The following is a 12818-nucleotide window of genomic DNA, read 5'->3' as shown; positions in this document are numbered from 1 at the left end:
GCTGCCTTCCTCACTGCATTGAAGATCGAGGTTGAACGATGAGTACTTCTTCGGAAACCGCCAAGGCCGGCAAACTGGGCTCGGTAGGAACCAATTTCTGGTTGGGTCTGCTGGCCCTGTCGATGATCGCCTTCGGTGTGAACACCGGTGTGGCGACCTGGCAGGGCAGCCGCCTGGCCGGTGCCAGCACCGGCGCAGCCGATCTCCAGGTGCTCTCGCAGCAGCTGGCCAACCAGGGCCGTGAAGCGGTCTCGGGTAACGCGCAGGCGTTCACCGCCTTCAAGGACACCAAGTCGCGCATTGAAAGCACGGTCAGCAGCCTGCAGGGGCGCTATGGCACGGTGACCACGGTGGCCGGTCCGCTGAACCAGCTGACCCAGACCTGGGAGCCGCTGGGCAAGAGTGCCTCGCAGCTGGTGGCCAGCGAGCCGGCAGTGCTGGCCCTGGCCGGCAACGCCAACAACTTCGTCAACGGCGTGCCGGCACTGCAGGCGCAGCTGAACGAAGTGGTCCGCGCGATGTCCGCCAGCGGTGCGCCCGCTTCGCAGGTGTACAACGCACTGCAGCAGGTGGTGGTGATCGGCTCGATGGCCCGCCGCGTGACTGAAATGCGCGCAGGTGGCACCAACGCCGCCGCCGCGGGTGATGCACTGGCGCGCGACTCGGTGGTGTTCACCCAGGTGCTGGATGCGCTGCGTAACGGCAACGATGAACTCGGCATCGCACCGGTCCGCAATGCCGCTGCACTGGCCGCGCTGGAGCAGTCGCAGAAGCAGTGGGACACCATGAAGCAGGATGCCGACGCAATCCTGGCCAGCTCGCGCCAGCTGTTCTCGGCACAGTCTTCAGCCGCAGCCCTGACCGCGGGCTCGACCAAGATGCTGGACGACAGCAAGAAGCTGTTCGACGCTTTCTCCTCGTTCGGCTCGGTGCGCGACACCCGTCTGTTCCCGAATTTCTGGCTGGGCGTGGTGTCCGGTGCGCTGTCGCTGATCGCCATCATCGGCTTCGTCAGCAGCTCGGTGCGCAGCCGCTCGCGCGAGCAGGAACTGCGTTACCAGACCCAGGTGGAATTCAACAGCCGCAACCAGCAGGCGATCATGCGGCTGCTGGACGAAATCAGCTCGCTGGGTGAAGGCGACCTGACCGTGAAGGCCTCGGTGACCGAGGACATGACCGGCGCGATTGCCGACGCAATCAACTACGCCGTGGACGAGCTGCGCCACCTGGTAACCACCATCAACGACACCTCGGCCAAGGTCGCCGTGTCGACCCAGGAAACCCAGGCCACTGCCATGCAGCTGGCCGAAGCGGCCGGCCACCAGGCCAACCAGATCACCTCGGCGTCGGACCGCATCGGCGAAATCGCGTCGAGCATTGAACAGGTGTCGCGCAACTCGGCCGAGTCGGCCGACGTGGCACAGCGTTCGGTGGTCATCGCGGCCGAGGGTGCCGGCGTGGTGCGTGAAACCATCCAGGGCATGGACCAGATCCGTGACCAGATCCAGGAAACCTCCAAGCGCATCAAGCGCCTGGGCGAGTCGTCGCAGGAAATCGGCTCGATCGTGGAACTGATCAACGACATTTCCGAGCAGACCAACATCCTGGCACTGAACGCGGCCGTGCAGGCCGCCTCGGCCGGTGAAGCCGGTCGCGGTTTCGCGGTCGTGGCCGACGAAGTGCAGCGCCTGGCAGAACGCACCTCCGGTGCCACCCGACGCATCGAAAACCTCGTGGTGGCCATTCAGGCCGATACCAACGAGGCGGTCAGCTCGATGGAGCAGACCACCGCCGAAGTGGTGTCCGGTGCACGCCTGGCTGAAGACGCCGGCACCGCACTGACCGAAATTGAACGCGTGTCCAACGCGCTCAACAACCTCATTAAAAACATCTCCATCGCCGCGCAGCAGCAGTCGTCGGCCGCATCGGACATCACCCGCACCATGGGCGTGATCCGTCAGATTACCGGCCAGACCTCGCAGGGTGCGGGACAGACCGCCGAGTCGATCGGTCATTTGGCACAGCTGGCGGCCGACCTGCGCCGCTCGGTTGCCGACTTCAAGCTGCCGGCGTGACCCGCAGGCAGCGCGAAGAGGGAAGGAATCAGCAGATGATGCATCGCGAGAATTCACAGCACGACATGCGCGCCCACCTGCCGGGAGAACCGGCATGAGCACGCTGCGCGATGCCATGAGCCACGCCGCTCTGGGCTGGGTCAAGCCGGAGCTGGACGAGACCCTGCGCCAGGTGCGCAACGAGGTCGAGTACTTCGTGGAAGATCCGGCGGACGGAAGCCGCATGCGCTTCTGCGCCGGTTACCTGCACCAGGTGCAGGGCACCCTGCGCATGGTGGAGCTGTATGCACCGGCCATGGTCGCCGAGGAAATGGAGCAGCTGGCCAACGCCGTCGGTGCGGGCCAGGTGCCGGACCGTGACGAAGCCTGTGCCACCCTGATGCGCGGCAGCGTGCTGCTGCCCGATTATCTGGAGCGCCTGCAGAACGGTCACCGCGATATTCCGATCGTGCTGCTGCCGCTGCTCAACGAGATCCGCGCCGCGCGAGGCGCGCCGGGTATCAATGAAAGCGTGCTGTTCGCCTTCGCTCCGGAAAGCGCCAGTGCCACTGAAGCCGAGCTCGACCACGCGCGCGGCAGCCTGAGCGGGCGCAACCGTGAGCTGCTTGATACCGTCGGCAACGCGGTCAAGGAAGAACTGCTGCGCATCAAGGATGCGCTGGACCTGCATCTGCGCACCGGCGGCGAGCCGGGCCAGCTGCAGACCCAGGTCAATGAACTGGGCGCCGTGGCTGACACCCTGGGCATGATGGGCCTGGGCGTGGCCCGTGGCGTGGTCGTGCAGCAGCGCGATGCGCTGACCAGCGTGGTCCAGGGCGAACAGCAGATTGACGAAGGCATGCTGCTGGATATCGCCGGCGCGCTGCTGTACGTGGACGCTTCGCTGGACGACCAGGTCGCGCACCTGGGGGCTAGCGGCAGCGGCGAAGAAGATCCGAGCGCAGTGGAAGGCCGCCGCACGCTGGAAGTGCTGGCGCATGAGGCGATCGCAAATTTCGCGGCTGCCCGTGAGCATTTCGTCGCTTTCATTGAAACCAACTGGAACCACCAGCAACTGGACGAAGTGCCGCGCCTGCTCGGCGAAGTCGCCGGCGCGCTGCGCATGCTGGATCTTCCGCTGCCGGCCGACTACCTGCAGGGTGTACGTCAGTACATCGCGGTGGAGCTGATCGGCCGCCAGCGCGTGCCCAGCGGTCGTCAGCTGGATACGCTGGCCGACGCCATGGCCAGCCTGGAGTACTACCTCGAGGCATTGCGCGAGCGTCGCCCGGGTCGCGAAGACATTCTGGACATCACCCGCACCAGCCTGGAAACGCTCCGCTACTGGCCGCTGCCGGCTGAGCAGCAGGCCGTCGTCGAGGCGGAAGCGCCGGTGCTGGCGGTTACGCCGGAGCCGATTGCGCCCATCGCCCCGGTCGCGCTCGAGCCGGTGCCGATCGAGGTCACCCCGGCCGCACCTGCGCCCGGCGAGGTTGCGCCGGCACCGCTTCCGGACTTCACCTTTGACCCCGCACCTGCTGCGGTTACGCCGGACGTGGCTGAGCCAGCCGTGGTGGCCCCGGTCGCCGAAGCACCCACTGCACGCGTTCTGCCGCCGCTGGTGTTTGAAGCCTCTACCGCTCCGGTGGCAGCCGACGCGCCGAAGTGGACGCTCGCGCATGAAGATCGCAGCGAAGCGGCGGCCGCTGAAACGCCGCACGATGAAGTGGCTCCCACCTTTGCCAGCTTCGATCCGGTGCAGGCCGAGGGCGAAGACACCACCGGTCGCTGGGACGGCACTGCGCTGGACATCGCGCCGATCTCGCTGGACGGCTTCGATGCCGAAGCGGGCATTGAAGCGGACCTCGACGCTGTGGCCCCGTCGCCCATCACCGCCGGTTCGGCATTTGATCCGGTGGCTGCGGAAAGCGACTCGCTGGAGCTGCACGACGAACCCATTGAATTCACCGTCGATGACGCGCTTCACAATGCCGGCGACGTGCTGTCGCTGAATGTGGACGACACCATCGAGCCGGGTACGACCGTCGACGTGGAAGCGTTGCCTGCGTTCCTGCAGGGCGATGCGGCACTTGAGGACGTGCCGGCCGCCGCCGAGCCGGTGGCCGCGTCCTCGTCGGCACCGGTCGCCAATGTGCAGGAAGCCGTGATCGGCAAGATCGAGCTGGACGATGAATCGGCCCGGTTCCTGGCCGAGCTGGACGCCGCTGCGGCGCAGTTCAGCACGGCCCCGGCAGCGGCGGAGCCGACCGAGGCAGCACCCACCGAACTTGCCGTCGACGCGGTCGAGAGCATCGAAGCGGGTTTCGAGGACGACGGCGAAAACATCGACCAGGACATCCGCGACGTCTTCATCGAAGAGTTCGACGAGGAACTGGTCAACCTGGGCAACCTGTTGCCGGTCTGGCGCGCCGCGCCCGACAACATGGACCGTCTGCGTCCGATCCGTCGCGTCTTCCACACCCTGAAGGGCAGTGGGCGACTGGTCGGTGCGCGTACGCTTGGCGAGTTCAGCTGGAAGATCGAGGGCATGCTCAACCGCGTGCTCGATGGCACCCGCCCGGCGTCGCCGGCCGTGGTCGCCATGGTCACCCAGGCTTATGAAGTGCTGCCGCAGCTGAATGCCGCGCTGCGCGATGGCAGCCGCGTGCACGCCGATCTGCAGGCCATGCAGGGAATCGCCGATCGTGTTGCTGCGGGCGAGGAAACCTTCCATGTGCCGCTGCAGCGTCCGGCAGCCGCCCCCGTTGCGCCGGTCGAAGCGGCGGCAGCGAGCGAACCGGTCGTCGACCCGGTAGTCGAAGCGGCTTTCGCCGAAGAAGCTGTCGTCGAAGACGTGTTGACCGGCACCCCGGCCAACATCGACGACGTGCTGCGCGAGATCCTCGAAGCCGAAGTCGAAACCCATCACGGTACCTTGCAGACCTGGTTGCAGCAGGCCAAGGTCAGCCCGCAGCCGGTCACCGATGCGCTGCTGCGCGCCGTGCACACCATGAACGGTGCGTTCGCGATGACCGACGTGCCGGAGATCACCGCGGTCACCGGTGCCGCCGAAAGCTTCATCAAGCGTTCGCTGGCTGCCGACGCACTGCCCGATGCCGAAGGCGTTGCCGCGCTTGATGCCGCTGCCGCGGCCATCCGCACCACCATGGAAGCACTGCAGGCTCCGACTCCGCGCATTCCCGCGCAGGCCGAACTTGCCGCGCGACTGCAGGCACTGGCGGAAACCCTGCCCGAAGCACGCTGGCCGGCGCTGGTCGCCGACGAGCTTGACGCAGGCGATCAGGACGACGACGCCGACGACGCGATCGCGGCCGAGCTGACGTCCGTAGTCAGCCTGCGCGACGCGCAGGATGCCACCGCGCAGGAGCTGGCGGCGCTGGCCGCGCAGTTCGACGTGCAGGGCGGTCTGGCCACGTTGGACGACACCAGCGCGCCGGAACTGCAGCAGGCCATCGTCGAAAGCGACGCGCTGAGCGTGGTCGAGTTCGACGCCGTGCCGGCCCAGGACGCCGCGGCAGCTGAAGACAGCTTGGCGGTGCAGGAGCTGACCGGCAGCGATGACCTGTCGGCCTACTTCGATGCCGACCTGCCGGTGGGCCTCGACGTGGTCGAGGTGGAAGCGACGGCCGTTGCAGACATCAGCGCTGAGGAACCGGTTGCCCCGGTCTCCGAAGCCGGTCTGGAATCGGTGGAACTCACCGGTGCCGAAGATCTGTCGCAGTACTTCGACCCGGGTATGGTCACCGAATCGGTGGAGGACGCGACCGACGCACTCGACGAGGTGCTGCCGCCGGTCCCCGCGTTCGGCGAGCCGGTCGATCTGCAGCAGGCGCTGGACGATGGCCTGACCGTGATCGACGGCGAGACCAGCGAGGCGGCCGACGGCCTGCTTGCGCTGGACGCCACGCTGGCGGGCCAGAACGACAGCGACGCCTTCGCCGGTGTTGAAGCCGGTGCGCAGAACGACGCCGCACCGCTGTTTGAACTGGAAGAGGCACCGCTGGTGGCAACGGTCGTCAGCGATCCAGATCACGACGATGTCCTGGAAGACCAGGCCAACGTCGAGCCGCTCGACTTCAGCCAGCTCGACCGCGAGCTGGTCGACATCTTCGTCGAAGAAGGCAAGGACCTGCTGGACCACTGCGACGGCCTGATCAGCGAGCTGCGCGATGCGCCCGAGGACCGCGAAGTGGTGGCCGGGCTGCAGCGTGACCTGCACACCCTGAAGGGTGGTGCACGCATGGCCGGCATCAACGCCATCGGCGACCTGGGCCACAGCATCGAGTCGCTGCTGGAAGTCGTCGCAGCCAACCGTACCGACATTGATCGCGCCGACGTCAAACTGCTGGAGCGTGGTTTCGATCGCCTGCACCAGATGCTGACCCGCACCGGCAACCACCAGGCGGTCGCCATGCCGGTCGACCTGATCAACGCCTTCGAACAGCGCACCCTGGGGCGTGTCGAGGGCGTCGAAGCCGAGATCGAGAGCGTGGACACCGCGCCGGTGCAGATTGATGCAGCCCCGGTCGAGGACGTCGTGCCGGAAACTGCAGCGATTGAGACGAGCGTGGAAGCGCCGGCTATCGAAGTGCCTGCTGTCGAGGCAACTGTCGAAGCGCCTGCCGCGCAGGATCCGGCACCGGTCGAAGACGTGCCGGCTGCAGTTGCAGTGGTCGACGCGCAGGCACCGGTGCAGGCACCGGTCGAAACCGTTGCCGCGGCTCCGGTTGCCCCCATCGTGGTCGAACGCCGCGCGCCGCTGGCCGAGCTGGCTCCGCTGTCGGCTCCGGTGCAGCTTGAAGCGGCCGCCGATGACGACATGCTGGCCCGTCCGCAGCAGGAACAGGTGCGCGTGCGCGCCGACCTGCTGGACCGCTTGGTCAACCATGCCGGTGAAGTGGCGATCTACCGCTCGCGTCTGGAACAGCAGCTGGGTGCCTTCCGCGGCGCCATGGCCGAACTGGACCGCACCAACGCCCGTCTGCGTGATCAGCTGCGCCGTCTGGACCTGGAAACCGAAGCGCAGATCGTCGCCCGTTACCAGCGCGAGCAGGAACAGGTGGATCACAAGTTCGATCCGCTGGAACTGGACCGCTTCTCCACGCTGCAGCAGCTCAGCCGTGCGCTGAACGAATCGGCGGCCGACCTTGGCGGTCTGCAGGGCGTGCTGGACGACCTGTCGCGCCAGTACGACGTGCTGCTGCAGCAGCAGTCGCGCGTCAGCTCGGAACTGCAGGATGGCCTGATGCGTGCGCGCATGGTGCCGTTCGATGGCCTGGTGCCGCGCCTGCGTCGCGTGGTCCGTCAGGCCGGCCAGGACACCGGCAAGCAGGTGCACGTCACCCTCGACGGTACCCACGGCGAACTCGACCGCAACGTGCTCGACCGCATGGTCGCGCCGCTGGAACACATGCTGCGCAACTCGGTCGCGCATGGTCTGGAAACGCCAGCGCAGCGTCGCGCTGCCGGCAAGCCGGAAGAGGGCGAGATCGCCATCCGTCTGCGCCGCGAAGGCTCGGAAATCGTGCTGGAAGTGGCCGACGATGGTGCCGGCCTGGACCGCGACGCGATCCGCCGCCGCGCCGAACAGCGTGGCCTGATCGAGGCCGGCGCGCAGATCAGCGAAGCCGAACTGGACGCTATGATCTTCGCTGCCGGGTTCAGCACCGCCGATCAGGTCAGCCAGCTGGCGGGCCGTGGCGTGGGCATGGACGTGGTGCACAACGAAGTACGCCAGCTCGGCGGCTCGGTGGACATCCACTCGGTGCGTGGCAAGGGCGTCACCTTCACTCTGCGCCTGCCGCAGACCCTGGCGGTCACCCAGGCCGTGTTCGTGCAGATCGGCGAAACTACCTTCGCGGTGCCGGTCGCCTCGGTCAGTGGTATCGGCCGGATCTCGCGCGAGCGCTTCGAATCGGCCAACGGTGGCTACCACTACGGCGGCGAAGAGTTTGCCCTGCATGACCTGGGCACGCTGGTCGGCCAGGGCCAGGCCAAGGCCGAAGGCCAGGATCAGGTGCCGTTGCTGCTGGTGCGCGCCGGTGAACTGCGTGCTGCCGTGGCCATCGACCAGGTGCTGGGCAACCGCGAAGTCGTGGTCAAGCCGGTCGGCCTGCAGATCGCCTCGGTACCGGGTATCTACGGTGCCACCATTACCGGCGATGGCCGCGTCGTGGTCATCCTGGACGTTGCACCGCTGGTGCGTCGTCACCAGGCCAACCCGATCAAGCCGGTCGACACCACCGCCCAGGCCAGCGACCGCCAGGTCCCGCTGGTGATGGTGGTCGACGACTCGCTGACCATGCGCAAGGTGACCGGCCGCATCCTCGAGCGTCACAACTTCGAAGTGGCGGTTGCCCGCGACGGTATCGAAGCGCTGGAACGCCTGGAAGAACGCGTGCCGGACCTGATGTTGCTGGATATCGAAATGCCGCGCATGGACGGCTATGAACTGGCCACCACCATGCGTGCAGATCCGCGCTACAAGGATGTGCCGATCGTGATGATTACCTCGCGCAGCGGCGACAAACACCGTCAACGCGCCTTTGAAATCGGTGTCCAGCGCTACCTGGGCAAGCCGTACCAGGAGCTGGACCTGATGCGTAACGTGTATGACCTGCTGGGGATCGCCCGTGTCCGAGAATGAGTTGATCTCGCCGCTGTCGGTCGCCCTGCTGGCCCGGACCGGGCCCGCGCGTGAGCGCCTGCGTGAAGCACTGGTCCAGGCCGGTGCCAGCGTGGTGCTGGAAGAAGACCCCAATACGCTGCAGGCGGATACGCTGCGCGGGGCCGGTGCGGCTGCTGTGCTGGTCGCGCTGGAGCCTGCCATCGAGGAAGCGCTGGAGCGACTGGACCCGGTGCTGGCGTCGCCGGCGCTGACCCTGATCTTCGACGAGGCCGAACTGGCCGCGCGTCGCGAAGGCTGGGAAGCGCAGCGCTGGGCGCGTCATCTGGTGGCCAAGCTGCACGGCCATCAGGACGTGCTGCCGCCGGGCTCTGAACAGGAAGGCATCCTCGACCTGGAACCCGGCCTGCCGGTGACGCCGGCCGAGCTGCATGCGGATGCCCCTCTGGATTTCCACGTGCGCGAAGCCTTCGATGCCGCGCCCGAAGTGCCTGCCGACGGTCTGTACCCGGCCCGCGAAGGCTACAGCGAGCCGCTGTCACTGGAGGAAGCCCTGGCTGCCATCCAGGCCGCAGAGTCCTCGCCGGTACCGGCACCTGTCGCGCCGCCGCCGGTACCCGCTGCCGCGCCGCCGGCCGCTGTGGGTCACCACAGCAGCTGGTCGCTGGTCGAGACCGACGACGTTCCGGCCGCCACCGAGCGCGCAGCGCTGGTAGAGGACGCGCAGGACGAGCCGGCTGAAGACATCCACCCCGGCGGTCTGTCGCTGGTCGAGCTTGAACCGGATCTGCCGCCCAGCGACGCCGCGCCGGGCGCGGTGCTGGTGCTGGCCGGCATCGGCGGCCCCGACGCGCTGCGTCGCCTGCTGGCGTCGCTGCCGGCTGGTCTGGCCGCGCCGGTGCTGGTCTACATGCGACTGGACGGCGGCCGCTACGGCAACCTGGTCAAGCAGATGGCGCGCGTGTCGGCGCTACCGGTGCTGCTGGCCGAATCCGAACAGCCGGTGGTCGCGGGCAATGCCTACATCCTGCCGGACGACGTGGGCGTGGGTGTGCAGAACCGCGGCCTGTATTTCACCGCCGATGTCGAAGGCGTGCAGGTCAGCGCGCTGCCGGCAGCACACAGTGCGGTGGTCATGCTCAGCGGAGCCGATGCCCGCCTGGTGGATGATGCGCTGTCGCTGGCTGTGGCCGGTGGCTGGGTGGCCGGCCAGACCGGTGAGGGCTGCTACGACCCGATCGCGGCCAGTGCCGTGGTTGCTGCCGGCATGGCTGCCGGCGACCCGCCGCAGCTGGCTGCTGCCATCGCCGAACGCTGGGGCGTGAGCGAGTAACGCGCCGCCCACCCCCTATCAGGAAAGACACCATGAGCTACGCCAGCAACGACGAAATCCGTGGGGTACTGATCGAGACCGGCCAGCAGCATGTGCTGCTGCCGAACGCGACGGTGGCCGAAATGATGTCCAACGTGCAGGTGCACCCGGTGGCCGACGCCCCGGCGTGGTTGCTGGGCCAGTTGGCCTGGCACGGCTGGGACGTACCGCTGCTGTCGTTCGCCCGGCTGGCCGGGTTGGGCGATGAAATGGTCGCCAGCAAGAACAAGGTGGTGGTGCTCAAGGCGCTGGGCGGCAACCCGCGCCGACCGTACTACGCGATGCTCGCGCAGAACTTCCCGCAGTTGATTTCCGTGCCGCGCGACGGACTGCTGGCCGACGCGTCCGAAGAAACCCTGCCTACCGGCGTGCACATGCGCGTGCTGCTGGGTGAGCGCAGCGCGCTGCTGCCCGACCTGGATGCGGTGGAAGAAGCGCTGGATCGGGCCCACCCGGTGGCGGCCTGACCATTCGGGCAACGACCAACGGTCGTTGCCTACCGCCCGGTTCGAATCGCGATACCGCCCGGTGCGAATATCGATGATGCCCGGTAGCTGACGACCGTTGGTCGTCAGCCCAGATCCCCCAGGCGCGCCTGCACCGCCGCAATCGCGGCGAGCCCTGCCGTTTCGGTCCGCAGAATGCGCGGCCCCAGCTGCAATCCCTGGAAGCCCGCTTCGGCCAAGGCCAGCCGGTCACGCGGGGACCAGCCGCCTTCCGGACCGATCGCAATCACCACCCCCTCCGGTGCCGCCGCCAGGGTCGACAGGCGATGTTCGCCCAGCGGATCCAAGGTCAGCTTGAGCGCCCCGGCAGGCACACTCCGCGCCGCCTCCAGCAGGGATTGCGGTGCCGTAACCGACGGCACGCGTGCGCGCCCGGATTGTCCGCAGGCGGAGACCACCACGCTGTTCCAATGGGCCAGCCGCTTCTCGGCGCGGGCTGCATCCAGCTTCACCTCGGTTCGCTCGGCGTTGACCGGAACGATGGCCTGCACGCCCAGCTCGGTCGCCTTCTGCAGGATCAGATCCATCTTTTCGCCGCGTGCGATCCCCTGCAGCAGCGTGATCGACAGCGGCGACTCGTTGTCCAGCGCCTGCACGGCGTCAATCCGGACCTGCGCATTGCGCTTGCCCAGTTCAACCAGCGTGGCGCTGTAGTCCTGCCCGTCGCCATTGAACAGCACGCAGCTTTCGCCCTCGCGCAGCCGCATCACCCGCACCAGGTGATTGGCCACGTCCTCGGGCAGCGACAGCTGCTGGCCGACGGCCAGCGGGAACTCAACGAACGAACGGGTCATGCGCATGCAACAGCTTCCTCGATGGCAGCCAGGGTGGTGTGGGCCAGCAGTTCCAGCTGCTCATCCTCCACACAGTAGGGAGGCATCCAGTACAGCACATTGCCCAGTGGGCGCAGCACCACGCCACGCCTGAGCGCGGCATTGTAGGCGTGCAGGCCGACCCGCGCAGCGGCGGGGAACGGCGTGCGCCGGTCGCCGTTGCGGGTCAGTTCGAAGGCCACCACCATGCCGGCCTGACGCACGTCGGCCACGTGGGGATGGTCGGCAAACGGGGCGGCCAGTGAACGCATCACGGCGGCGGTGCTGCGGTTGCGGGCAATGATGTTGTCCTGCGCGAAGATATCCAGCGTGGCCAGGGCGGCGGAACAGGCCAATGGATTGCCGGTGTAGCTGTGCGAATGCAGGAACGCACGCTCGCGGCTGTCGTCGAGGAAGGCGTCATACAGGGCCCGGGTGGCCAGCACCGCCGCCAGCGGCAGGAAGCCGCCGGTCAGGCCTTTGGACAGGCAAAGCAGGTCGGGCATTACCCCCGCCTGCTCACAGGCGAACAGGGTGCCGGTACGCCCAAAGCCGGTGGCGATCTCATCGGCGATCAGAAATGCGCCATTGGCGTCACAGAGTTCACGCGCCCGCTGTAGATAGACCGGGTCGTACATGCGCATGCCGCCTGCGCACTGCAGGCGCGGCTCGAGGATTACCGCGCAGATCTCGCCGGGGTGCTGGTCGAACAGAGTGGCCAGGGCGTCGGCGGCCTGGTGGGCACGCTGCGCCGCGCTTTGTCCCGGTTCGGCCAGATAGGCATCGGGTGACGGCGCGAACAGGGCCTCGGTCAGCAGCGGCGCATACACACGCCGGTACAGTGGGATATCGCCCACTGAGAGGGCCCCCAGGGTCTCGCCGTGGTAGCCATTCTCCAACGCCACAAAACGTGTGCGATGCAGTTCGCCCCGATTGCGGAAGTAATGGAAGGCCATTTTCAGCGCCACTTCCACGCCGGCAGAGCCGTTGTCGGCGTAGAACACCTTGGCCAGTGGGTCGCGGCCAGCCTGGCGCGGAGCCAGCGCCAGCAGCCGCTCGGCCAGGGTAATCGCCGGTTCATGGCTGAAGCCGGCCAGCATGACCTGTTCCAGCTGGGTGGCCTGGCGGGCGATCGCGGCCCCGATGCGCGGCTCGGCATGCCCGAACAGATTGGTCCACCAGCTGCTGACCGCGTCGAGGTAGCGGTGGCCGTCGTGATCGATCAGCCAGGGGCCTTCACCCCGCGCAATTGGGACCAGCGGCAGGGTATCGGGGTGTTCGCGCATCTGCGTGCAGGGGTGCCACAGCACGTCCAGATCGCGTTGTCGCCACTGGCTGGCCAGCGGGGAGGGGGCTGGGTCTGCTAGCATTTCGAGCTCATGAACGCGTTTTCACCAACCTGCATTCTATCGGCCTCCACGAGCTTGT

The 12818-nt window shown here is 67.4% G+C and carries 6 protein-coding genes; 4 read left to right on the top strand and 2 right to left on the bottom strand.

The genetic code is table 11. From position 1 onward, the window contains the following. Positions 1–38 precede the first annotated feature (38 nt). The 4 genes from PDM29_RS02295 to PDM29_RS02280 all read left to right on the top strand — a co-directional run bounded on the left by PDM29_RS02295 (position 39) and on the right by PDM29_RS02280 (position 10539). Positions 39–2075, top strand: a complete 2037-nt coding sequence (locus PDM29_RS02295) for a methyl-accepting chemotaxis protein (RefSeq protein WP_311192289.1) — start codon at positions 39–41, stop codon at positions 2073–2075. A gap of 94 nt (positions 2076–2169) precedes the next feature. Continuing rightward, positions 2170–8721 (top strand): Hpt domain-containing protein, encoded by a 6552-nt coding sequence (locus PDM29_RS02290; RefSeq protein ID WP_311192288.1) that lies wholly within the window; start codon positions 2170–2172, stop codon positions 8719–8721. Further along, the gene (locus tag PDM29_RS02285; RefSeq protein WP_311192287.1) at positions 8708–10033 is read left to right on the top strand and encodes a chemotaxis protein CheB; all 1326 of its coding nucleotides are present in this window, start codon (positions 8708–8710) and stop codon (positions 10031–10033) included. Before PDM29_RS02290 ends, PDM29_RS02285 begins: the two co-directional genes overlap by 14 nt. A 32-nt stretch (positions 10034–10065) precedes the next feature. Next, positions 10066–10539, top strand: coding sequence for a chemotaxis protein CheW (locus PDM29_RS02280; RefSeq protein ID WP_311192286.1), 474 nt, complete (start codon positions 10066–10068; stop codon positions 10537–10539). 104 nt (positions 10540–10643) lie between these two features. Here the strand turns inward: PDM29_RS02280 and PDM29_RS02275 are convergent, their stop codons facing one another. Next, positions 10644–11378, bottom strand: a complete 735-nt coding sequence (locus PDM29_RS02275) for a 16S rRNA (uracil(1498)-N(3))-methyltransferase (protein WP_311192285.1) — start codon at positions 11376–11378, stop codon at positions 10644–10646. Next, a complete protein-coding gene (gene bioA / locus PDM29_RS02270) occupies positions 11369–12760 on the bottom strand; it encodes an adenosylmethionine--8-amino-7-oxononanoate transaminase (RefSeq protein WP_311192284.1) in 1392 nt (463 codons plus the stop codon). The genes PDM29_RS02275 and bioA overlap by 10 nt, the downstream gene beginning before the upstream one ends. Positions 12761–12818 lie beyond the last annotated feature (58 nt).

This window comes from Stenotrophomonas oahuensis, from assembly GCF_031834595.1.
GTDB classification, from domain to species: domain Bacteria; phylum Pseudomonadota; class Gammaproteobacteria; order Xanthomonadales; family Xanthomonadaceae; genus Stenotrophomonas; species Stenotrophomonas oahuensis.
Note: the sequence above shows the minus strand (reverse complement) of the source record. Positions and strands in the feature narration are given on the sequence as shown.

Bases quoted from the DNA above. Each gene is read 5' to 3' on its own strand.
- PDM29_RS02295 (WP_311192289.1), top strand. From the start codon at position 39: ATGAGTACTTCTTCGGAAACCGCCAAGGCCGGCAAACTGGGCTCGGTA.
- PDM29_RS02290 (WP_311192288.1), top strand. From the start codon at position 2,170: ATGAGCACGCTGCGCGATGCCATGAGCCACGCCGCTCTGGGCTGGGTC.
- PDM29_RS02280 (WP_311192286.1), top strand. From the start codon at position 10,066: ATGAGCTACGCCAGCAACGACGAAATCCGTGGGGTACTGATCGAGACC.
- PDM29_RS02275 (WP_311192285.1), bottom strand. From the start codon at position 11,378: ATGCGCATGACCCGTTCGTTCGTTGAGTTCCCGCTGGCCGTCGGCCAG.
- bioA (WP_311192284.1), bottom strand. From the start codon at position 12,760: ATGCTAGCAGACCCAGCCCCCTCCCCGCTGGCCAGCCAGTGGCGACAA.